20 protein-coding genes are annotated in these 23722 nt (G+C 52.1%); 15 read left to right on the top strand and 5 right to left on the bottom strand.

Going from position 1 to position 23722, the window contains the following annotated elements:
- Nucleotides 1–2 precede the first annotated feature (2 nt).
- Both NST69_RS20325 and NST69_RS20320 read right to left on the bottom strand, forming a co-directional pair.
- Entirely contained in the window at nt 3–950 is a 948-nt protein-coding gene (locus NST69_RS20325; protein ID WP_051478595.1) for an iron-siderophore ABC transporter substrate-binding protein, read from the bottom strand.
- Between the two features lie 160 nt (nt 951–1110).
- Entirely contained in the window at nt 1111–2694 is a 1584-nt protein-coding gene (locus tag NST69_RS20320) for a helix-turn-helix domain-containing protein (RefSeq protein ID WP_339310494.1), read from the bottom strand.
- 292 nt (nt 2695–2986) lie between these two features.
- Between NST69_RS20320 and NST69_RS20315 the strand changes: the two genes are divergently transcribed.
- From NST69_RS20315 to NST69_RS20280, 8 genes are all read left to right on the top strand, one after another.
- Nucleotides 2987–5278 carry a stalk domain-containing protein gene (locus NST69_RS20315; RefSeq protein WP_342546981.1) on the top strand — a complete coding sequence of 764 codons (2292 nt, stop codon included), beginning with the start codon at nt 2987–2989 and terminating at the stop codon, nt 5276–5278.
- Between the two features lie 173 nt (nt 5279–5451).
- Nucleotides 5452–5913, top strand: a complete 462-nt coding sequence (locus tag NST69_RS20310) for a Fur family transcriptional regulator (protein WP_036731890.1) — start codon at nt 5452–5454, stop codon at nt 5911–5913.
- A gap of 2 nt (nt 5914–5915) precedes the next feature.
- Nucleotides 5916–6179, top strand: a complete 264-nt coding sequence (yidD, locus tag NST69_RS20305) for a membrane protein insertion efficiency factor YidD (RefSeq protein ID WP_036698448.1) — start codon at nt 5916–5918, stop codon at nt 6177–6179.
- 358 nt (nt 6180–6537) lie between these two features.
- Entirely contained in the window at nt 6538–8565 is a 2028-nt protein-coding gene (metG, locus tag NST69_RS20300) for a methionine--tRNA ligase (protein WP_342546980.1), read from the top strand.
- A 200-nt stretch (nt 8566–8765) separates the two neighbouring features.
- Nucleotides 8766–9743 (top strand): zinc ABC transporter substrate-binding protein, encoded by a 978-nt coding sequence (locus NST69_RS20295; protein WP_342546979.1) that lies wholly within the window; start codon nt 8766–8768, stop codon nt 9741–9743.
- A gap of 33 nt (nt 9744–9776) precedes the next feature.
- Nucleotides 9777–10526: a metal ABC transporter ATP-binding protein gene (locus NST69_RS20290; protein WP_036731897.1), complete on the top strand. Its 750-nt coding sequence runs from the start codon at nt 9777–9779 to the stop codon at nt 10524–10526.
- Nucleotides 10527–11419: 893 nt separating this feature from the next.
- Complete coding sequence (locus tag NST69_RS20285) at nt 11420–12223, top strand: metal ABC transporter permease (RefSeq protein ID WP_036731899.1); 804 nt, start codon at nt 11420–11422, stop codon at nt 12221–12223.
- Between the two features lie 108 nt (nt 12224–12331).
- Nucleotides 12332–13045, top strand: coding sequence for a cytochrome c biogenesis protein CcdA (locus NST69_RS20280; protein ID WP_036698435.1), 714 nt, complete (start codon nt 12332–12334; stop codon nt 13043–13045).
- Between the two features lie 2 nt (nt 13046–13047).
- Here NST69_RS20280 and splB read toward each other — a convergent pair whose 3' ends face one another.
- A complete protein-coding gene (splB, locus tag NST69_RS20275; RefSeq protein ID WP_342550197.1) occupies nt 13048–14118 on the bottom strand; it encodes a spore photoproduct lyase in 1071 nt (356 codons plus the stop codon).
- Nucleotides 14119–14317: 199 nt separating this feature from the next.
- Here splB and mntR point away from each other — a divergent pair, with 199 nt between their 5' ends.
- From mntR to NST69_RS20260, 3 genes are all read left to right on the top strand, one after another.
- The gene (gene mntR, locus NST69_RS20270; protein WP_036698430.1) at nt 14318–14743 is read left to right on the top strand and encodes a transcriptional regulator MntR; all 426 of its coding nucleotides are present in this window, start codon (nt 14318–14320) and stop codon (nt 14741–14743) included.
- A 174-nt stretch (nt 14744–14917) separates the two neighbouring features.
- Entirely contained in the window at nt 14918–16603 is a 1686-nt protein-coding gene (locus NST69_RS20265; RefSeq protein ID WP_342546978.1) for a family 10 glycosylhydrolase, read from the top strand.
- Nucleotides 16604–16667: 64 nt separating this feature from the next.
- Complete coding sequence (locus tag NST69_RS20260) at nt 16668–17648, top strand: patatin-like phospholipase family protein (RefSeq protein WP_342546977.1); 981 nt, start codon at nt 16668–16670, stop codon at nt 17646–17648.
- Nucleotides 17649–17754: 106 nt separating this feature from the next.
- On the opposite strand, the gene NST69_RS20255 is transcribed toward NST69_RS20260, so the two are convergent.
- Nucleotides 17755–18093, bottom strand: a complete 339-nt coding sequence (locus tag NST69_RS20255; RefSeq protein WP_342546976.1) for a hypothetical protein — start codon at nt 18091–18093, stop codon at nt 17755–17757.
- A gap of 7 nt (nt 18094–18100) precedes the next feature.
- Complete coding sequence (locus NST69_RS20250; protein ID WP_036731910.1) at nt 18101–19099, bottom strand: DUF1385 domain-containing protein; 999 nt, start codon at nt 19097–19099, stop codon at nt 18101–18103.
- Between the two features lie 155 nt (nt 19100–19254).
- Here NST69_RS20250 and NST69_RS20245 point away from each other — a divergent pair, with 155 nt between their 5' ends.
- The 4 genes from NST69_RS20245 (at nt 19255) to NST69_RS20230 (ending at nt 23572) form a co-directional block, all read left to right on the top strand.
- Nucleotides 19255–19746 carry a YqhR family membrane protein gene (locus tag NST69_RS20245; RefSeq protein ID WP_342546975.1) on the top strand — a complete coding sequence of 164 codons (492 nt, stop codon included), beginning with the start codon at nt 19255–19257 and terminating at the stop codon, nt 19744–19746.
- 76 nt (nt 19747–19822) lie between these two features.
- Nucleotides 19823–20893, top strand: a complete 1071-nt coding sequence (locus NST69_RS20240) for a Xaa-Pro peptidase family protein (protein ID WP_342546974.1) — start codon at nt 19823–19825, stop codon at nt 20891–20893.
- Nucleotides 20894–20938: 45 nt separating this feature from the next.
- Nucleotides 20939–21496, top strand: a complete 558-nt coding sequence (gene efp, locus NST69_RS20235; protein WP_036731916.1) for an elongation factor P — start codon at nt 20939–20941, stop codon at nt 21494–21496.
- A gap of 822 nt (nt 21497–22318) precedes the next feature.
- A complete protein-coding gene (locus NST69_RS20230) occupies nt 22319–23572 on the top strand; it encodes an aspartate kinase (RefSeq protein WP_036731918.1) in 1254 nt (417 codons plus the stop codon).
- The last annotated feature ends 150 nt before the right edge of the window (nt 23573–23722 follow it).

Genomic DNA, 23722 nt, shown 5'->3' with positions numbered 1-23722 from the left:
CCTCACGATTCCGGCAGGTAGGCATTCGAGATTTCATCGATAACCTTGCTTAGTCCGATTGGGCCATAGCCGGCAAACCACAGATTTGCATCACCGATATACACATGTTTGTTCTTGACAGCTGTAAGGTTGGCCCAGATTGAAGTGCTCATAATATTATCCAGAGCCGTCTGATTACTGTCACCTGGGCGAAGAATGATGAACATACGGTCAGGATTCAGCTCGGGAAGTACTTCTTCGGAGATGGCTACATTCCATGAGTCCTTGAAATCTATACCTTCTGTGGAAGCGGGAGTTAGTCCCAGAGGGCCGAAGAGCGTAAAATTATCTCCCGGTTGAATCAGCTGCAATTGCTTGTCCTGTATTCGCATATAGGCGACAGTCTCAGTGGCAGCAGTGGCAGCCAATTCGTTCCTTACCGCAGCTATCTTTGATTCATAATCGGCGTGGACCTGATCAGCCACAGTTTCTTTTCCGAAGATTTCTGCCGTTTGCCGGAATCGGGTCCAATCATCTTCATTTTCATTGTCGAAAAGTATCGTTGGCGCAATCCTAGATAGCTGCTCATAGTTCGCTTCGTTCAGTGTCTTAGAAGCAAGAATGAGATCCGGCTCCGCTTCGAGCAGTGCTTCCAAGTTAGGTGCTTCTCCTGAGCCAATAACGATAGTATCCTTCATTTGGTCTGACAGGTATTGGGGGAATCCCAAATCGTTGTATGTAACCATTGCATGAGGTTCAATTCCAAGTGCCAGCAGATGGTCAGCAAAAACATAAAGCATGCCCGCAACCTTTTTCGGATGTGCCGGAATTTCTATATCTCCCTTAATGGTTGAGATGATACGGGTATCCGTATTTTCAGCCGTCTTGGCAGGTACTGGAGAGGTGGAACCGGCAACCGCCGAACCTCCATTATTCCCGCTGTTGCTGCATCCAACGACTAGCCCCAGCATTATTACTCCAAGCAGGCCGATGACTCCACGGCTAAATTTGTGTTTGAATTTTCGAGTACAAGGAAACACAAGCCACACACCTTTCGCAATTGATTTTGATAATCATTATCACAATTTAATTATAAGGAGTGGCATAGGTGGGTGCCATGGACAAAAATGCTCATCGCCTGGACATATGGCTCAGGAGCAAATCGCTTGAACGGCGCAGAAATAAATCGTGGGCCATCGAGGTGTAACAGGAATAGAGACTTGAATCAGCGGCCTCGTAGACGTTTCCTTTTCGTACGGCATTTAACTCCCTCCATGCTTCTTGTGAAGCTAGCGAACGATGGATCAAATCACGCTGTGCGGAGTTACCCGATGTAAACAGAATCAGATGGTCAATGCTGCATTCCGAAAGCTGATCTGGAGTAAGAAGAATGGAATGCTCTACATTCAGTAATTGCCGGGGTCTCTCAAGCTGCAGATCTTTATACAGCACGGTACCCAAGTTACGGTTGCCGAACAGGCGGAAGCACCCGTTCTCATATTGCGCCACAGCAACTTTTTCGTCCTCCAGCTTTTCTCTGACACTGAGCCGAAGACTCTCAGCCAGCTCTTCGTACGCCTCAAGCCACTGCCGGGCGATCTCCAGACGGTTCACCGCTCTCGCAATTATCCGGAGATGCTCACGCCAATCCCCTTCAAATGGTACGGTACACGTTGGGGCAATATGGGGGAACAAGCCTGCTTTGTCCGGTTCCGCATAATCTGAATGTTCGAAGCTGATAATCAGCTCCGGCCGGGCATTTGCCAGTCTGCCGAGGTCGGGCTGATCATGCCCCAAGCTGATAACGTTATTCAAGCTATAGGCAGATCCGCGTGAATTATTAATCAATGCCGCATAAGGCGTTAAACCTAATGCCAGCAAATGAGAGGTATAGGGATGGGCCATGGAGGCAATTCGAGTGGACATACGGTGTTTTTTAACATATACAGATGGTGAAATGCCAATGGCTGATTTGAATTTACGGCTGAAATAGAACTCATCCTGATAGCCTACACGGTGCGCTGTGTCACGGAGCGTCATTTCAGAGTGGAGCAACAAATCACCCGCATGACGAATGCGGACAGAATTCAGATATTCCATCGGGCTCCGGCCCACCTGTTTTTTGAACAGCCGGGAATAATGGGCGACGCTCATTCCTGTCATTTCGGCAAGCTTTTCTCTGGTCATGGGCTGCCCGAAATGACTGTCTATATAGGCTTTGGACTGGTCAATTATTGCAGTTGAGGGAGTGCGATGCTTAGTCTCCGAACTGTCTGGTCTCCATAACTGAAGCAGCAATTCCTGAAAACGGATAGATGACTCCATTCTTTCCCAGCTGCTGCCCTGCCAGCAAGAGCAGATCAGGTCAGTCTTAGCTAACGCTTCAGACCAATGGGCAGGCGGGAAAATATCGGCCTCCAGTTCTCCGCGCTGAAGCGTATGCTGTCCGTCCATAGTATACACATCAAAGGTAAAACAGCAGTATTCCAGAGAGTGCTTCTCCTTCACTAACAAGCGCCACGGTGTATCAGGGAGCAGCAGCAGTACATCGCAAGAACCGAATTCAGAGCAATAGCCTTTAGCTTCAACTTCGCCGCTGCCTTTAATTCCTATGAGGAGGGTATGCCTGTCTGACTTATGTATTTCAGATTCAGATCCAGCCGGATTAACACAGCGGGCGTCGATAAGTTTGTATAACCCTTCAAATGGATTCATTTCAGCTTAAATACTCCTTTCACATGAAGTCTGCTACTATTATACTCTTCTGGTGACAGGTGGGGGCACCCATTAATAATGGAGATAATTGGATTTATATAGATCTTTCTTTACAAAGAATGAAACTTTTCTCCGTTGCTTGCGTCTAATACTATGTTTTGTAAAATGAACGTGGCAAAATATGCTGACGTCCTGAAGAGGGCGGTTGCGTTTTTGCGGGGATTATAAGGTGGACAGAAAGCATTGAATATACTGCCTTATACACTACAATGGGAGCAGAAGGAGTCGTACAATGAATTTTAGGAAAATGTTCTTGGTAACAGTATTAGCTGTATCACAATTAGCAGCAGCCGTTCCGGCTTTTGCAGCTCCAGTCAGCACACAAACCGTAACAGGCCATGTTGCCGCAGCGGTGGATACTTCTGAAACACAGCTTCAGCCTGAGTCAACAGACCCGTTGTCTCCGTTAATGACTGAACCGCCTGCAGGTACAGTGGTACCCACACCAACACCTGTTCCTACAGCATCACCGGTTCAAGGTATTCCAGCAATAACAGAGACTCCAGCTCCGGCTGCTACTGAGGTTCCAGGCGCAACAGCTGCTCCTGTGGACGGTACTGTGCCGACTGATGCCGTTATGCCTACGGCTACTCCGTTAACGGATACGCCTGTAACCCCAAGCATGACTACTACTTCTGCTGCAGGGGCAGGCCAGCTTATTCTGATGATGAACAGCAACAAGATGTTCAGAAACGGAACGCCTTACACCGCCAATCAGCCGATGGCAGTCAAGAACGGCGTCTCCTACGTATCGATCCGCGCAATGGTGGAAATGGTCGGCGTTGCCTTTACCTATGACGCCAAAACCAAAGAGGTCATTGTGACCAAGGGTACCAGCATTATGCGGTTCAAGACCGACAGCAAAATCTATACCGTCAATGGTACCAAGTTCACTATGAAGGGACCGGCTTACCAGTTCAAAGGCACCTTCATGATTCCGTTAACGTCCATTACCTATGCACTTAATATTCCTTATACCGTGGACAATGTGCAGAAGCGGGTTATTCTTACGCTGAATACGAAGCCGACTGCCTCCTTCACAGTTCAGCCCAAAGAAATCTATGCCGGCGAGACTACTGTGAATTATGTTACCTACAGCTCTTCCCCGAACGGTACGCCGATTGTTGAAGAGCGTTGGAGCGACAACAAGCAGGATATCTATGATCAGCCGGGCTTCTATACGGTTATGTATTCGGTACGGGATGCCAACAACATGTGGAGTGACCCTTATCCAGTAACTATTCAGGTACTGCAGCCTAATCAGCCGCCAGTAGCCCAATTCACAACAGATAAAGAAGAATACAAAATGGGTGAGCCGGTAGTCCTGACCGATACCAGCTATGATCCTGAGAATGAAGAGCTGACCGCAACCTGGAACAATCGTTCCCTGGCGTACTTCACCCCGGGACCGCTGTCCATTCAGCTGACGGTTACGGACAAGCACGGTCTTAGCAGTACTTTTGAGAAGATGATTACAATCACCAATGAACAACTGTATACACAGGATGAAGTAACGAAGCTGTTCACCATTCCGGGGGATATCATCAGTATGGACGGCGGGATGATTCCGGCGCTCCCTAACCTGCCGTATACGTTGTCGTCCGAAAGCTACACCCTGATCCGCAGTAACAGCCCGGAGACCGTTCAGACGGAAGGTGTACTGTACCGGGAGAGTTCAGTGGGCAATACGCGCTTCCTGGTGCATCATATGAACAATATGGCTACCAGACAGAAGCTCTATGTGATTGCAACGAATAACAACCTGTATCCGACAACTATTAACATCCAATATTTAGGAATTGCCGGACCGGTGACCTCACCGGAATATACTGGAAAAGTATCGATGGAGAAATACTTCAATTCCATGGTTACCGGCTTGGCCCAATCGCAAATTACCCTGCAGCCTGGGCAAAGTCTTCCGATTATGACAGACCTGAACAAAATCGCCATGAAGCCCAAAGACGTAATGTCGCTGAGCGCAGACCTGTTCAGTGATCTGCCGATTCAGTATAATGTAGTTATGGTGGAGCAGAGCAAAGATCCTGTCGCCGAGCTGCCTTATCTGCCGATTCTTGACATTGACGGCGTGCATACCCGGGGAACATTCCCCGATTCTACCCGCGTCATGAACGTGACCGATCTGGTGGGTACCACGCAAAGCAAGCTGCTTCTGGGCGACAATAAAATGGACAAAAACCTGGACGGCCTTGATCCAATGAATGGAACGTATGTTTCTAACGCCGGTAACTTCGGGGTACTGTACAAAATCGTATTGGATCGTGTTGCAGCAAACACGCTGATCACCTTCAATCCGCGCGGGGGTCCTTATCTGGGGCCGTTGATCGTAAACGGTACAATGGTGAACCTGCCCAATAAGGGCGTATTAGGCTTATCCTCAGACACGAATGCTGTCATCTACCGCACCGGAGAATATGAAGGGCGTGTGGAGATTGTGTTCTCCGTCGCCTCCGGCAGTAACCTGCCTGTGAACTTTGTCTTCACGCCGCTTCCGGCGAAAAAATAATTTCTCTACAATACAAACGGCAGCGCTCCTGAGGGGGCGGCTGCCGTTTTGTATTGTGCCGCAAGTATCTGGATGCGGGGAGGCAACAGGCGCTTTTATTGACGGGGCAGTGCTTTTGGGGCATTATAAAGAGAGTGCAACACAAACGATCTAATGTTATGGGAGATGAGCGAATGCTGTCGACAGATCAAATCCTGGAAGCCATGTCGGGGCAGGGGCTGCGAATCACCGATCAGCGCAAGACGCTTGCCAAATTATTCGGCGAGAATACGGGATATTTGTCTGCGAAGGATGTATATGAGCATATGGGCCGCAAGTATAGCGGGCTGAGCTTCGATACAGTCTACCGTAACCTGCGCGTTATGGAGGAGCTGGGGGTACTGGAGCAGATTGTATTTGAAGAAGGCGTCAAATTCAAGGCAAGCTGCAGTCAGGATCACCATCATCACCATATGATTTGTCTGCAGTGTATGAAGACGTACCCGATTCAATTCTGCCCGATGAATCTAACCGATCCGCCGGATCAGTTCCGGGTGGTCAAGCATAAATTCGAGGTCTTCGGCTACTGCAAGGATTGTGAGCAGGGAAGAGAAGAAGAGCCGGCAGGGGCCGCACGTAGCAAAGAGGGACGCTGAATATGGCTAACCTACGAAGAACGGTACAGGCTCCTATCCGGGTCTACCGCAAGTTCATTTCACCGCTCAAGCCTGCTACCTGCCGGTTCTACCCGACCTGTTCGGCTTACGCGCTGGAAGCGATTGAGGTCCATGGGCCGCTGAAGGGTTCTTGGCTCGCTGCCAGGCGGATCGCCCGCTGTCATCCTTTCCATCCGGGAGGCCTTGACCCGGTGCCGCCGCGCAAAGAGCAGCCATCCGGGGACAAGCCGCTGCATACGACTTGACACAGGCCGCCGGGATGGGTATATTTTGAATAATAAGTGATATTCCGAGGAACGGATAAGTAGATGTGGACACCATTACAGAGAGCCGGGGCTGCTGGGAGCCGGTATGGGACGCCAGATTGAATATGGTCCGGGAGGAACTGTGTTCGAGCGGAAGGCCTGAAGCCGGGGCCTGCGTAAGCGCACGGCGTGTTCCAGCGTTAATGGACAGTTCCGTTAAGGAACTGACGAAGCCTGCGCTCTGTGAGGAGCCGGGGAATGTTGGGTGGTATCGCGTGAGTTTACTCTCGCCCCATAGAGGGGCGGGAGTTTTTTGTGTGAAATGGACGATTAGGGATAACGAAGGGATGATGAAGTAATGAGTGAGAACAAAACCTTTTATCTGACAACACCGATCTATTATCCGAGCGACAAGCTGCATATCGGGCATGCGTATTCTACGGTAGCCGGTGATGCGATGGCCCGCTACAAGCGGCTGCGCGGCTATGAGGTGCGCTATCTGACCGGAACGGACGAGCATGGGCAGAAGATTGAAGAGAAGGCCGGCAAGGCCGGAAAGACCCCTCAGGAGTTCGTGGACGGGATTGTAGTCGGCATTAAGGATCTGTGGAAGAAGCTGGACATCTCGAATGATGATTTCATCCGTACCACGGAGGAGCGCCATAAGAAGGTGGTTGCGGATATTTTTGACCGCCTGCTGAAGCAGGGGGATATCTACAAAGGGGAGTACGAAGGCTGGTACTGTATTTCGGATGAGACCTTCTACACCGAGACCCAGCTGGTGGATATTGAACGAGATGCTGACGGCAAGATTACCGGAGGAAAAAGTCCGGACAGCGGTCATCCGGTGGAGCTGGTCAAGGAGGAGAGCTACTTCTTCCGCATGAGCAAGTATGCTGACCGCCTGCTGAAGTTCTACGAAGAGAACCCGGAGTTTATCCTGCCGGAATCCCGTAAGAACGAGATGATTAACAACTTCATCAAGCCGGGTCTGGAGGATCTGGCTGTATCCCGTACGACTTTTGACTGGGGCGTTAAGGTGAAAGGCGACGAGAAGCATGTAGTCTATGTGTGGATCGATGCCCTTACTAACTACATTACGGCCCTTGGCTATGGCTCGGAGGACCGCAGCCTGTATGACAAGTACTGGCCTGCAGATGTACACATCGTCGGGAAGGAAATTGTCCGCTTCCATACGATCTACTGGCCGATTATTCTGATGGCACTCGGCGAACCGCTACCGAAGAAGGTATTCGCACATGGCTGGCTGTTGATGAAGGACGGCAAGATGTCCAAATCCAAGGGCAATGTGGTTGATCCGGTGACGCTGATTGACCGCTACGGTCTGGATGCCCTGCGCTATTATCTGCTGCGCGAGGTTCCCTTCGGCTCGGACGGAACCTTCACGCCGGAGAGCTTCGTGGACCGGATTAACTACGATCTGGCCAATGATCTCGGTAACCTGCTGAACCGGACGGGGGCGATGGTGGAGAAATATTTCGGCGGCGAGCTTCCGGCTTATGCCGGGCAGGTTACCGCATTTGACGGTGAGCTTGAGGCAATGGTGCAGAGCACTTACGCCAAGGTGGAAGAAGCGATGGAGAAGATGGAATTCTCCGTAGCTCTGACTGCGATCGGCGCGTTGATCAGCCGGACGAATAAATACATTGACGAGACCCAGCCATGGGTACTCGCGAAGGAAGAGAGCCGCAGCGGAGAGCTGGCTTCGGTGATGAGACATCTGGTCGAGGGACTGCGCACCGCGTCCATCCTGCTCCAGCCGTTCCTGACTGGCGCTCCGGCGAAGATCTGGGAGCAGCTGGGCATTCAGCCGGGCGAGCTGACCACCTGGGAGAGCGGCAGAACGTTCGGCCTGATTCCAGCAGGTACTAAGCTGGTGAAGGGCGACCCGATCTTCCCGCGCCTGGATGTGGCGCAGGAAGTAGCGTACATCGCCGAAGCGATGGGAGCCGGGAAGCCGGCCGCTGCAGAGGCGGCGCCGGCAGCGGCTGCTGTGACTCCGGAGGCGGCGGCAGCCGATCCGGAGGAAGAGGAGCATAAGGAAGAAATCGGCATCGACGATTTCGCCAAAGCAGAGCTGCGCGTCGCCCAGGTCATCGCCTGCGAGCCGGTGAAGAAAGCGGATAAGCTGCTGAAGCTGCAGCTGGATCTTGGTTATGAGCAGCGCCAAGTGGTATCCGGCATTGCAAAGTTCTACACACCGGAGGAGCTGGTGGGCCGCAAGGTGATCTGCATTGTGAACCTGAAGCCGGTGAAGCTGCGCGGTGAGCTGTCGCAGGGCATGATCCTGGCCGCCTCCAAGGGCGAGCAGCTGACCATTGCTACCGTACCGGACAGCATGCCGAACGGAGCGATTGTGAAATAAGGATGCCAAGAGCATCCGCATAATGACCGTACAGCAATCTCCGCAGGCCACAGGCAGCGGGGATTGCTTCTTTTTGCTCCAAGATAACCGGGTAGAAGGCAGCTTGCAGACTACGAAATGCAGATCGGAGTTGACTTATCGTAACGATTACTATTATAATTCTGATAGTAAATTTTACGATTTAAGGGGTCGATAGAGAAATGGTTACAAAAAGTTTGCAAAAAGGGCTGCTGCTCGCCGCTGTCCTGTTGCTTACGCTGTCGCTGGCCGCATGCGGACCGAAGAGCAACGGAAGCATTGTGGAAGGAAAAGTGAACGTTATAACTACTTTTTATCCTATATATGAATTCACTGCCGAAATCGGCGGCGAAGATGCCAATGTTATCAACCTGCTTCCTGTAGGGGTAGAGCCGCATGACTGGACCCCGCGCAGCCAGGATATCATCGCTACCTCCAAGGCGCAGCTGTTTCTCTATAACGGAGCCGGGCTGGAGGGCTGGGTACCTAATTTCCTCAAGAGCCTTGACCGTGACAGTAAAACTAAGGCTGTAGAGGTTAGCCAAGGGGTGAAACTGATTACAACGGATGAAGACGATGGGCATGATCACGGCCATGAAGGTGAAGAGGCTGAAGCAGACGGGCATGGCGACAGCCTGCACACGGACCCGCATACCTGGGTAAGCCCGAAGTCGGCGCTTGTAATGGCCAAGAATATCAAGGATAGTCTTCAATCCGTTGATCCTGCGCATACTGAAGCCTATGAGGAGCGCTACCAGAAGCTGGCGGACCGCCTGAGCGCGCTGGATCTGAAGTTCACCGAAGAGCTGGGCAAGCTGCCGGGCAAGGAGATTGTCGTATCTCATCAGGCATTCTCGTATCTGGCGCGTGATTATGGACTGTCACAGCATGCCATAATGGGGCTGTCGCCGGACGCTGAGCCGCGCGGGCAGGATCTGGTGAAGCTGGCGGCGCTGGTTAAGGCAGAGGGCATCCGTTATATTTTCTTCGAGGAGCTTGTATCTGATAAGCTGGCTAAGACACTGGCAAGTGAGACCGGTGTATCCACGATGGTGCTGAATCCGGTAGAAGGGCTGACCGAGGCCCAGCAGAAGAACGGGGACAATTATTTCACCTTAATGGAGAAAAATTTGCAAAATCTCATTCTGGCCTTACAATAATAAGGAAAGTATAAGTGAAAGGCGGTACTTCACATGCAACCGGTATCCCTGGACTGCCATCAGCATATGATCGAAATACAGGATTTGTCCTTCTCCTACGGGGAACAGAAGGTCATCTCGAATCTGAATTATACGGTAAAAGAACGTGATTTCCTCGGTATCCTCGGTTCTAACGGTGCGGGCAAGACTACGCTGCTTAAGATGATCGTCGGCCTGCTGCCTGCCACCAGCGGGGAAATCAAATTATTCGGCCAGCCGGTGCGGAGGTTCAAGGACTGGGAGCGGATCGGCTATGTTCCGCAGAAGAATGCGTTCAACCCGCTGTTTCCGGCCACTGTCCGTGAGGTCGTATTGTCCGGCCTGTATAACAACAAGAATCTGATCCGGCGGGTCTCGAAGGCCCAGCACCGGCAGTGTGAGGATGCGCTTGAAGTGATGCGGATTCAGGATATTGCCGAGAAAAGAGTCGGCCAGCTGTCCGGCGGCCAGCAGCAGCGTGTCTTCCTGGCCCGTGCGCTGATCAACCACCCGGATCTGCTGATTCTGGATGAGCCTACCGTCGGCATTGACGCCGAGACCCAGGCCGGATTCTTCGAGCTGATCATGCACATGCATGCCCATCATCATATGACCTTCCTGATGGTCTCGCATGATATCGACATGATGAAGAACTACCTGGGCAGCGAGCCGGTCCAGAAGAACGGTAAAATCAACTTCTACTGCCGCCACTCGCATGATGTGCAGGACTGCGCTGTCGATAACCTGCAGCATACGTTGTCCTGATCGTTGAGATTGGCTGATAAGAGGATAGTTACCCTGATCATTTAACGTTTTAACTGCTCGAACCGCAGCCTATTGTACTTTGTACAGTAGATTGCACGAATTTCTGCCCTTTTTGCTCTTCTGTTGCAGTTTGTACATTAGATTTTTTGAAATGGACCTTTTTCCAGCCTTTCTGCCAATATCAATTGTACGAAATACAACAGAATCTGATTATACGCTCAAAAGTGATAGTTCTGTTGTACATTCTGCAATCAGTTTTAAACGTGTGAGGATTACTTTTAAATCCCGCTTGCTGAGGGTTTGCCGTGCCCAGATAAGGGGGAAAGGGTGGGTTAATTGCAATTCGTACAACTAAATCGTCAGATGCGCCGCCAAATCTCTGTTTTGATGTATTTCGTACAATTAAAATGCCTTCGTACCTGGATTTTCGGCCATCCGGGCAAATATAGTTGTACAGAATACAATTAGAAGAGGAAAGCCTTCCGTTTTACTGTTTTTAGTTGCACAGACTACACTTATCTCTGATTATTCGCTGCGAACGCAGCTTCATCCTTACTGTATTTATGGAAATAAAATAGTAGAGTGGCATGATAAGGCCAGTAGGTCAAATATATGGGGAAAAGTATTGTAATGTAAGTTGATCCCGCCTGCTGTGAAGCGTATCCCGAAGGGAGGCAAAGCGATCCTTCCGCAAACGTCTCTAAGCGCCGCAAATCGGTCCTCTCACGCCAATTGCACTTAGCGGGTGTCCAGAGGGCAGAGCCCTTGGGGCCCTCCCTTCGGGAAGGGAGGGTTTAGGAGGGATCGAAAAAGGTTATCGAAAAAGTTTCGAAAAAGGTTTCGATAAAGCTTTTACCCTAAAAGGTTTTATAATTGTAAAGGAGATATACATCTTGGAAATCCTGTATAGTGATTTTTTCCAGCGGGCGCTGGCCGGCGGGCTGATGATTGGCATTACGGCGCCGCTGATCGGCGTTTTTCTGGTGCTGCGGCGTCTGTCTATGATCGGAGATACGCTGGCGCATGTTACGATTGCCGGGGTAGCGCTGGGCTTTCTGACGGGTTTTTATCCGCTCGGGGCGGGGCTGGTCTTTGCGGTTGTGGCCTCATTTGCGATTGAGAAGCTGCGCAAAGCCTACAAAAGCTACGCCGAGCTGTCCATTGCCATCATCATGTCGGGCGGTGTAGCGCTGGCCTCCCTTTTTTTCACCCTGGGCAAAGGGTATAATGCAGATGTAATGAGCTATCTGTTCGGCAGCATCTATACGCTCAATACTACTGATCTTATCGTGGTGGGAATCGTAACGATTGCCGTTGTGGTCGTCGTAACCTTATTTTTCAAGGAATTCTTCCTGCTCAGCTTCGAGGAGGACGCGGCCAGTGTCAGCGGACTTCCGGTGAAGCTGCTCAATATGCTGATTACGGTGTTAACGGCTCTGGTAATCAGTACGGCGATCAAGATTGTCGGCTCGCTGCTGGTCTCTGCACTGTTGACCATTCCTGTGGCCATTAGTTTGCTGCTGTCACGGAGCTTCAAGTCTTCGGTTATTCTGTCCGTGGCGATTGCCGAGATTGCCGTTATTGGCGGACTGGTCATTGCTGGAGTATGGAATCTGGCTCCTGGAGCAACGATTGTTCTGCTGTTAATTGCACTATTGACCCTAACTCTCATCGGCAAAAAAGGGCTGCCAGCCTAACAAACAAGCGTATAACCGGCCGCCCTTAGCACCAACTACATAACTGTATCTGTACTGCTGCTACATGAAGTGACCCGAGTGACCCCGACTATGGAAGGAGATGCGCCCGTGTCCAACCTGAATGCAGGAATCGCTTTTGCCGCCGGAGTGGCGTCATTCATATCGCCTTGCTGCCTGCCGCTCTATCCTTCTTATCTATCTTATATTACTGGCTTATCGGTGCAGGAGCTGAAGAGCGGCAGCAACAGCAAAGAGGTCCGTCTCCGGACCCTCTCGCATACGCTGGCGTTCATTCTGGGCTTTTCGGCAGTGTTCTATACGCTTGGTTTTGGAGCCGGCTTGTTCGGTGAATTCTTCAACGGCCAGCGGGATCTGATCCGTCAATTATCGGCGATCCTTATTATTGTCATGGGGCTCTTCCTGTTGGGGGTATTCCAGCCGCAGTTCCTGCTCCGGGAACGCAAGCTGGAGCTGAGATGGAAGCCTGCCGGGTACCTGGGCTCTTTCATCTTCGGCATCGGGTTCTCAGCAGGCTGGTCGCCCTGTATCGGCCCGATTCTAACAGCCATTATCGCGCTGTCGGCCAGTGATCCGGGAACGTGGTTCACGATGATTACGGCATATAGTATCGGCTTTGCACTGCCGTTCTTCGGACTGGCCTTTTTCCTGGGCGGGGCGCGCAAGATCCTGAAATACTCCAACCTGCTGATGAAGCTGGGCGGCGGGCTGATGGTATTCATGGGCATCCTGCTGTTCACCGACCAGATGTTCCGCATTACGATTTGGCTGCAGGGCATCACGCCGCGCTGGCTAATTTTCTAAGCTTAAGTGAAATAATCAATAGCCGCTTCCGGAAAATGTTCAAAAATCCGCTCTGTGATGAATTCGCGCAGGGCGGTTTGTTGTTCGTCCGGGTAGACATATTTGTTCTGTCCCCATTTGCCCCATTTCTTCTTGCGCTTCTCGATGTCCATCTCCAGCTTCGACTTCGGATAACGCTTCTCGATGACGGTCTTGGCCGTCTTGGTGAAGCGGTGCTGGATCATTTCAAAGGTCAGCCCTTGGCCAATCCCCGGCGGCAGGGCATGCGCCAGCTTCTCTAATAGCTCGCTGTAGCCGTCTTCCCAGCCGTCATGCCAGATAATAGGGGCAATGATGAAGCCCAGCGGATACCCGGCACGGGCGATCTGTCCGGCGGCCTCAATCCGTTCCTCGAAGCGTGAGGTGGCCGGCTCGAAGTTCTTGATCACATAGTCGGCATTCACGCTGAAACGCACACGGGTATGACCGTTATGCTTCAGCTTAAGCAGCGGCTCGACATGCTGGTATTTGGTCACGAAGCGCAGGCGCCCGAGCGGCTCCTCCGCCATGAATTCGATCAGTTCCGTCAGCGAGCCGGTAATATGCTCAAGGCCGAGCGGATCTGAGGTACAGGCCGCTTCGAACGTTGTGATTTCCGGGGAACGCTCGGTGATGTATTTTTTGGCGGCATCGATGATGTCCCCGGTGTTGACATAGACACGGATGTAGGGCTTCGCTCCAAGCGTAGTCTGCAGGTAACAATAATGGCAGTGGCCCATGCACCCGGTGGCAATCGGAATCGCATAATCAGCCGATGGCTTCGACTGGTCAAAAGTGAGCGTCTTGCGCAAGCCGACCACAAGTGTCCGTTTGGCGATTTTGTATTGCTCGACTTCTGTCTCGCCCGGCAGATTGGTAATCCGGTTATGCGAGGTGGTCATGCGGTAGGGAATATTGCGGGACTTGACCCATTCCATAATCCGCTCCCCTTTGGGATAATTCAGCGCATCAGGTTCAAAGAAGACAAGCTCTGGGATGAACAGGCCGGTAGGCTTGCGCGTTCTTTTAGCAGGAGGGCGTTCGGGTGTGACTATGCTCATAATTTCACGCTCCTTAGGGATGAGGATACCGTTATTGTGCCAATCCGCAGGCGAATGGAATCATGGTAAACATCACTAAGCGGGGAAGCGGATGACCGGCAGGACTTGCCAAGGAGCGGCAGAAGCATGTATCATTGTTAGAGCAAGGCCCGGTCCCACCGTTACGCTCATTATAGAAAAGAGGTAAGCTAGAATGCCAACACCCAGCATGGAGGATTATTTGGAGCGCATATATAAGCTCATCGACGAGAAGGGTTATGCGCGGGTCTCGGATATTGCCGAGGGGCTGGAAGTCCATCCCTCCTCTGTGACCAAGATGATCCAAAAACTGGATAAGGACGAATATCTCATCTATGAGAAATATCGTGGGCTTGTCCTAACAAGCAAAGGAAAAAAAGTGGGGAAACGTCTTGTGGACCGCCATCAGCTGCTGGAGGAGTTCCTCGGGATTATTGGGGTACAGCAAGAGCATATTTATAAGGATGTTGAAGGCATTGAGCATCACTTGAGCTGGGATTCCATCACCCGGATCGAAACGCTGGTGGAGTATTTCCGCCGGGATGAAGCGCGTGTGCAGACCTTGTACGATATTCACCATGAGATAGCCAGCGATTCATAAACGTGGCTTTTTTTGTTTGATTAGCGCAACCTTTCCAGTTTTTTTACGTCAAAACGGATACCGTTCCTTTTTCACTAAGGAAGGATTCCGTTTACAAAAGAACGGCCTTCTCCCTGACCCAAGGACGAGAGGGCTATTTTTTTGTCTATACAACTTCAAGACCTGGGAGGAATTATGAATTACCGTAAATGGATCGTAGGACTGCTCGTGATTATGCTATGTCTGCCTGTATGGACGCCGGGTGTGCGCGCAGCTTCTGTGCAAATCACCATTGAACTGGATGGGGAGACGCTGAACCCGGATGTGCCGCCGTATATTACACGTACTAATGTTACGATGGTGCCGGCTGGAGTGATTAGCCAGGGACTGGGGGCCGGTGTGAAATGGGATCAGGCCAGTAAGACAGCAACCATAAGCAAGGATAATAATGTACTGCAGCTGACCAGCGGCAAAACAAGTGCTATCGTTAACGGTACAGCCGTCCGTCTGGATACTTCTGTCCAGATCACACAGGGCCGGGTCATGGTGCCGCTGCGGTTTGTAAGCGAGCAGCTTGGGCTTCAAGTACTCTGGGATCAGGCTACGAAGCATATCTCCTTATATTCCGGCATGGAGATCGGCGGCCCTTCTACACCTGTGACGCCGACAGTTCCGTCAGTGCCTACACCAACTGTACCTACGCCATCTGTGCCAATACCAACGGTACCGTCACCAACCGTACCTTCCATTCCTGGTGCCAAGACCAGTAAGGCGATGAAGGGCGCCTGGGTATCCACCGTGTATAATCTGGATTGGCCCTCAACGTCTTCGGCAGGCAATCCCGACAAGCAGAAAAAGGAGTTCGACAGCCTGCTGGACAAGCTGAAGGCGGCCGGATTCAATAGTGTATTCGTCCAGGTCAGACCGTCTGGAGATGCACTTTATCCTTCTCAGATCGTGCCCTGGTCCAAGGTGCTTAGCGGGACTCAGGGTAAGGAGCCCGGCTACGACCCGCTGGCCTATATGGTTAGCAGTGCCCACAGCCGGGGAATGCAGCTGCACGCCTGGTTCAATCCGTTCCGGGCTACGACAGACGCTACAGATGCCACAATAAGAGGCCTTGCCCCTAACCATGTAGCCAAGCTTCATCCGGACTGGATCGTCAAGGCGGAGAACAAGCTGTACATAAACCCGGGAATTCCGGAAGCTCGGCAGCATATTATTGACACGGTGATGGAGGTGGTCAGAGGGTATGATATCGACGGGGTACATCTGGATGATTATTTCTATCCGTCCAATGTAGCTTTTGCCGATGATACGGCCTTCAAGACCTTCAATACACAAGGGATTAGCAGCAAAGGCAACTGGCGGCGGGATAATATCAACCAGTTCATCCGTCAGCTGGGGCAGGAGATTCATGCAGCGAAGCCGTCCGTATCTTACGGGGTCAGCCCGTTCGGGGTATGGCGCAACAAAAAAGCGGACAGCACCGGCTCAGATACTACAGCAGGGGTGTCAGCCTATGATGACATGTATGCGGATGTGCGCACCTGGATTCAGAGCGGCTGGATCGATTATGTTGCCCCGCAGGTCTATTGGAGCCTCTCCTTCAGCGCCGCCCGTTATGATAAGCTGGTGGACTGGTGGGTGAACGAGGTTAAGGGAACGAAGGTTAAGCTGTATATCGGTCTTGCCTCCTACAAGGTAGGGGATACCAAGCAGACTGCGGAATGGCAGAGCGGAGATCAGATTATCAACCAGCTCAAATATAATGAGAAATACGATGAGGTGGCTGGCAGCATCCTGTTCCGGGCGAATGATATTGTAGTCCGTGACCCGTACGGGCTAGCCAGTCTGCTCAGCTTCTATTTCAAGAGTTAAGTCATGAATAGTCCCCCGTGCTCATAGATAACAATACATTCTATGGAACGGGGGTTTGCCATGTATGGAGATTAACGCGGTATTTGAAGGCGGGGGAGTCAAAGGAATTGCCCTGGCAGGTGCGGTGGAGGCGACGGAACGCGCGGGCCGTACCTTCGGGCGGGTAGCAGGAACCTCTTCCGGTTCGATCATTGCCTCGCTGCTGGCAGCGGGGTACAGCGGAGAGACCATGAGCCGGATTATCCGGCGGACACCGTTCACCTCCTTTTTGAAGCGGGGAGCGCTCTACAACACCGCCTTCGTTGGGCCGGCCTTGCGTGTGCTGCTCAAGAAGGGGCTGTACTCAGGCCAGGCGCTGGAAGCGTGGATACGCAATCTGCTGCTGGAGCAGGGGGTTGTTACGTTCCGGGATCTGCCGCGCGGCAAGCTGCGGGTGATTACATCAGATATCACCAACGGGCGGATTGTGGTGCTGCCAGATGATCTGGTGCTGTACGGGATCGAGCCTGACAGCTTCGAAGTTGCCAAGGCGGTGCGGATGAGCTGCAGCATTCCGTATTTCTTCGATCCGGTGATCCTGCGGCTGGCCGGAGAGGCGGCCCGGGGGAAATCGTTCAGCGGGCAGCTGGTCTATATGGTGGACGGGGGAGTGCTGAGTAATTTTCCGCTCTGGCTGTTTGATGAGAAGAAGGACGGCTTCCTCTCACCGTTGCGCAGGACACCAACCATAGGCTATCAGCTGATTGGGAAGGCAGCTCCGCAGCCGCATCATATTACGGGTCCGTTCAGCATGCTGGAGGCGATGGTGGAGACGATGCTCTCCGCGCATGATGAACGGTATATTGAGACGGATAAATTCGTTCGTACAGTCAAAATTCCTACGCTGGGCATCTCCACTACCGAGTTTCATATCACACAGGCACAGACGGACGCCTTGTATACGGCGGGCATCGCAGCCGGAGAGGAGTTCTTCGCTAACTATCGTCCGGCACCGCCGTCCTACACCAGGAGGGCACCCCTTCAGGCCGCAGGTCCAAGACGGTAACTAAACCACAACATATAAATTTTTATCTTACCAGAAAAAAGGCATCCCCACGTGATGAAATCACGTGGGGATGCCTTTTGCAGCTCTGCTTCGTTACATTCAGTATTCAGTGATATTTGGGCAACTGATCGTCATTCTTACCCTTACTGCCTTCGATGACCTGGAAGGGATAGCTTTTGCGCTTGCCCTGTGAGCCAGTGGTCTTGCGAATGCCGGCAACCTTGGACATCGTCTTGGCCGAAGGCTTAACCTTAGTGCGCGGACGTCCGGGTCCGCCTCCCATTCTGCCGGGGGCTATCTTGTAGGCGTAATACAACAGTCCCAGCAGAATCAGGGGGAAGATGAAGAAGGACAGGGCCGCCAGGCCGCGTGCCATAATATCCAGCACCAGGCCCCATACGGCAAGAGCTGTCGTAATCCAAAATATCAAAGCATGTCTGATCATTGGCTAATCATCCTTTCGCAGGATCCAAAATGCCGCCTGACACACTTGCCTCCGAATATCCTTTTGCTTCAATTGCAGCGTCCAGCTCCCGCATCCGGTTGAAGGAAGCGATCGACACCTCTACCATATCGTCCTTAGGTTCCTTGGTAGTCAACAGCTGCAGCCACAGGCCCGGGTATCCCAGATACTTAAGGCCGGGAATATCTCTTACCGCATTCGTGCCCTTCAGTACCTCGAACGAGATTCCGATGACCACCGGTAAAAGAACGATACGCTGAAGCACCCGTTCCATCAGGGAATCCCACGGGACGACCGAGTAGATAATTACACCAAGGATAATCGTCAGCATCATGAAGCTGCTTCCGCAGCGGTAATGCAGACGGCTGTATTTCTGTACGTTCGCTACGGTCAGCTCTTCACCGGCTTCAAAGGCGCTGATGACCTTGTGCTCAGCTCCGTGATATTGGAAGAGCCGCTTGATCACTGGCGTCTGCGAGATCGCCCAGAGATAGACGAGCAGGAGAATCAGCTTGATGCCGCCTTCCACAAGGTTGTGCAGAATATAGTTGTCAAATACATTTTTGAACAAAAAATCTTCTACGAATACCGGGACCAGCGTGAAAATCAGCTTACCGAACAGGAAAGACAGAATCCCCATTATAGCTACGCCGAAGATCATTCCGAGGCTCCAGCCTTCGTCCTTCTTCTTGTTCTTCGCCTGCTGCTTGGCAAGCTCTTCCGGCTCCGTCTCATCCTCGGCATAGGATTCTGCCGAATAGTTCAGATGCTTCGAGCCTTTGGCGCTGGAATCTATAATACTGACAATGCCGCGAAGCAGCGGAATCTTGCGCAGTTTAAGGACCCAGCTCTTATCGCTCTTCGGCACCTCCAAAAATGTAATCTCCTGATTCTTTCGTCTTACGGCTGTTACGTTGACATGCTTGCCGCCGAACATGACGCCTTCGATGACGGCTTGGCCGCCGTAACTGGGAGTTTCCTGGGACAACCAATTCACCTTCCCGTATATTGATATGATTTATATAATACATTGTAACTAATTTTTAAACACATTACTAGTTGGATTGCCGTTAGCTGTACATACTAGCTGTAGAGAGCGGAGTGGAAACCGGATTAACCCCATACCGAAAGAGAGGGAGCTCTATGAGTTCTTCAAGCAAGCCTAAGAGTGTCCAGACGAATCCTTTTTATTTCTCCATTGAACTGGGTTATTTCGCCGGTTTAATCTGGGGAGGATTGCACTGGCTGATGTATGTTCTGCACTTCACTAAGGTCATTCCGGGATTTTTGGCGGAGCCTTTTTTCAAGCATGAATTTCTGCTGACCCCTGCCGGGCATCTGCTCGGATATTTATGCTTCATTGTACTCTCCGTATTAGCTTCCCTGATCTACGTGTTTATTCTCCGGAAGCTTAACGGACCTTGGCCTGGGATGATATACGGGGTGCTGTGGTGGTCGGTCCTGTTCCTGGCTTGCTCGCGCTTATTCCTGCTCCAGCCGCCGTTCAAGCTGCCGTGGGACACGGTGATCAGCGAATTCTGTCTCTTCCTGCTCTGGGGATTATTCATCGGATATACAGCGGCAATCGAGTATACGGATGAACGCAAACGCGAACAGCAGACGAAGCTGGCCTAGGCCCTTCGAAAAAACTTCTCAGTTGGCCTGCCGCTATGGTAAAATACAATGTGGCTATTTCGAGAGGAGAATGAAAATGGGCAACAAGCGCGTCTCCAAGCTGCGTAAGGTTCTGCAGGAACTGGGACTGGATGCGATGTTAATTACCAACGGATATAACCGCCGCTATTTGAGTGGGTTCACCGGCTCCTCCGGGTACGTACTGGTTACCGGTGATGACAGTTATCTGCTGACGGACTTCCGGTATATGACACAGGCCTCGGAACAGGTGAATGGCCTCAAGGTGGTACAGCATGACTCGAAATTCATTGACACCGTGCGGGAACTGCTGCCGAAGGGCGGACAAGTCCGTGTCGGCTTCGAGCAGGATGATGTGACCTTCAGTGCGTACACCGCTTATGCGGAGGCTCTTGCCCCGGCAGCCATGGTACCGGTATCGAAGGCTGTTGAGAACCTGCGCATGTTCAAGGACGAGGAAGAGCTGGCTGTGATGCAGCGGGCTGCCGATCTGGCAGACGCCACCTTCAGTCATATCCTGAATGTGATCAAGCCGGGCATGACGGAACGCGATGTCGATCTGGAAATGGAATTCTACATGCGTACGCATGGTGCAACTTCGTCTTCGTTCGATACAATCGTCGCTTCCGGTGAGCGTTCAGCTATGCCGCATGGTGTAGCGAGCAGCAAGGTTATCGGGAACAACGAATTCGTCACTTTCGATTTCGGCGCGCTCCTGGACGGTTACTGCTCCGATGTGACCCGCACGATTGCTCTGGGATCACCGGACCCTAAGCTGAAGGAGATCTACGATATTGTGCTTGAAGCGCAGCTTCATACGCTGGCGCATATCAAGCCCGGCATGACCGGCCGTGAATGTGATGCCCTGGCCCGAGATATCATCACCCGCTACGGGTATGGTGAATACTTCGGCCACAGCACAGGCCATGGTCTCGGGATGGAAGTACATGAATGGCCGCGCTTGTCCAAGCTGGCAGATGAAGTCATCCAGCCGGGGATGGTTGTCACTGTAGAACCGGGAATCTATCTCTCGGGCCTTGGCGGCGTACGGATTGAAGATGATATTGTCATTACCGAGAGCGGCATCATGCTGCTGACACATTCATCGAAGGATTATTTGGTACTGTAAGACACTATCATTCAGTTCATTTATGGATTCCAGGAGGGATTTTTTGTGATTTCAGTTAACGATTTTAAGACAGGCCTGACCGTAGAAGTAGAAGGGGACATCTTCACCGTCCTAGATTTCCAGCACGTGAAGCCGGGTAAAGGCGCAGCCTTCGTCCGCTCCAAGCTGAAGAACCTGCGTAACGGCAATACGGTTGAGCGCACGTTCCGTGCCGGTGAAACCATTGGCCGCGCCATCATCGAGAACCGTGGCGTACAGTACCTGTATGCAAGCGGCTCTGAACATGTGTTTATGGACAACGAGACTTATGACCAGTTCGAATTGACAGCCAAGCAGCTTGAATGGGAGCTTAACTTCCTCAGAGAGAACATGACCGTGAATATCGTCAGCTACCAGGGCGAAATCCTCGGGATCAACCTGCCGACCAGCGTAGAGCTGAAGGTAACTGAGACCGAACCGGGCGTGAAGGGCAACACGGCTCAAGGCGCGACCAAAGCCGCTGTTCTGGAGACCGGTCATACGGTCCAGGTACCGCTGTTCATCAATGAAGGAGATGTTCTTCTGGTCGATACCCGCGAAGGTAAATATATCTCCCGCGCGTAGAGCCTTTTTGGATTTCAGATGTAACTTGAGGACCTCCCCGCTTGATGCGGCGGAGGTCTTTTTGCTGTGTCAGGCTGGGAGAGAAGGAAGAAGTGAAGGGAAAGGGGATGAAAATGTTGAAAGGGATAAATCCCTCTGATTCAGCGGAATGTTAGCTGAACGGGGGGATTAAAGGGATAAATTCCTTAGATTTGCAGAAAGCGTACGGCATAATGGGAAACAAAGGGATAAAACCCTCTGACGGACGTCTCCGGTGGGGCGGAATGTGGAGTGAAAGAGTAATGAGGTGCACTAGTGCATCAGAATTGAGCCGAAGCGGGCTGGATGAGCGAATGAGGAGCATTAGTGCACCTGAATTGGGCCGAAACGGGCTGGATGAGCGAATGAGGAGCATTAGTGCACCTGAATTGGGCCGAAACGGACTGGACGAGCGAATGAGGAGCATTAGTGCCCCTGAATTGGGCCGGAGCGGGCTGGATGAGCGAATGAGGAGCATTAGTGCCCCTGAATTGGGCCGGAGCGGACTGGACGAGCGAATGAGGAGCATTAGTGCCCCTGAATTGGGCCGGAGCGGGCTGGATGAGAGTAATTAGGTGCACTAGTGCCCCTGAATTGGGCCGAAGCGGGCTGGATGAGCGAATGAGGAGCATTAGTGCACCTGATTCCGGCCGTGCGGGTTCGGGGTTAAGGCCGGGTTCATCAAAAATGGGCATTTTATTTTGTGAAACCATTAACGCATGTTATGATTTTCGTATTATACTGTGTTAAAGCATTAACCAAAATTTAAGCTACTTTAGAGCGAAATAGGGAGTGAATGGAACTTTGTCACTTTATGTCATGAAATTCGGGGGCAGCTCCGTCGGCGACATTGAACGTATGAAGCGGGTCGCCGGGCGGATCGCAGCCAAGCAGGATGAAGGACATCGCTGCGTTGTGGTGGTCTCCGCTATGGGAGATACCACAGATGATCTGATCGATCAGGCGAATCAGCTGAACGGTCAGCCCCCCGCACGCGAGATGGATATGCTGATGACTACAGGGGAGCAGATCTCCGTAGCGCTTCTGTCGATCGCGCTTCACGGGATCGGCCGGAATGCCGTATCCTATACAGGCTGGCAGGCCGGGTTCCGCACCGATGAGACCCACGGCCGGGCACGGATCAGTGAGATTGTTCCGCGCCGGGTGCTGGAGTCGCTGGAGCGGGAGCAGATTGTGATTGTAGCTGGCTTCCAGGGCATGACGCTGGATGGCGAGATCACTACGCTGGGCCGAGGAGGCTCAGATACGACAGCGGTTGCGCTGGCTGCAGCCATCAAGGCGGATGTCTGCGAGATTTATACCGATGTAGACGGAATCTACTCTACTGACCCGCGGATTGTGAAGACGGCGCGCAAGCTGAAGGAAATCTCCTATGACGAGATGCTGGAGCTGGCGAATCTCGGGGCAGCCGTACTGCATCCGCGTGCCGTGGAATATGCCAAACGATATCAAGTGAAGCTGGTCGTAAGATCAAGCTTTAACCATAATGAAGGTACTGTGGTGAAGGAGGAAGCAAGCATGGAGCAAGGTGTAGTAGTTAGCGGAATTGCCTATGATAAAAATGTGGCCCGGATCAGTATTCTGGGAGTTCCAGATGTGCCGGGGGTACTCGCCCAGGTATTCGGCAAGCTGGCCGATGAAGGTGTGGATGTCGATATTATCGTGCAGAGCGGAGTGCAGAACAAGACGGCTGACTTCTCCTTCACTGTAGCGCTTGGAGATCTTGTGAAGGCCAAAGAGGTCATCGAAGGGCTGCACAGCGTATTGCCTTACCGTGAAGTGACTTCCGAGGACAGTCTGGTCAAGGTGTCGATTGTCGGCGCCGGGATGGTCAGCCACCCGGGGGTTGCCGCCAAAATGTTCGAGGTGATCTCGAATGAAGGCGTGAGCATCAAGATGGTGAGCACTTCCGAGATCAAGGTATCCTGTGTGATTGAATCCGGCAACCTGCAGCAGATCATCCAGGCGCTGCATACCGCCTATAACCTGGATACACAAGAGCAAGCCTTCGTTGGAGGTCCACAGGACCGCCGCTAAGCCGCTGGATAGTTAGTTACAACAATACATCGCGGATGTTCTTCAGCCGGAAGGCTGGCGGGCATCCCTGTTCGGCGTATGGCGGCTGGGGAGTCCTCTTCGGATTAGGGAAAGTCCTGTACATGCCCGAAAAAGGCTAGGCGGTCCGAA

It is taken from the genome of Paenibacillus sp. FSL P2-0089 (assembly GCF_038595095.1).
Lineage (GTDB): Bacteria > Bacillota > Bacilli > Paenibacillales > Paenibacillaceae > Paenibacillus_AQ > Paenibacillus_AQ silagei.
This window is presented reverse-complemented; position numbering and strand designations above follow the sequence as displayed.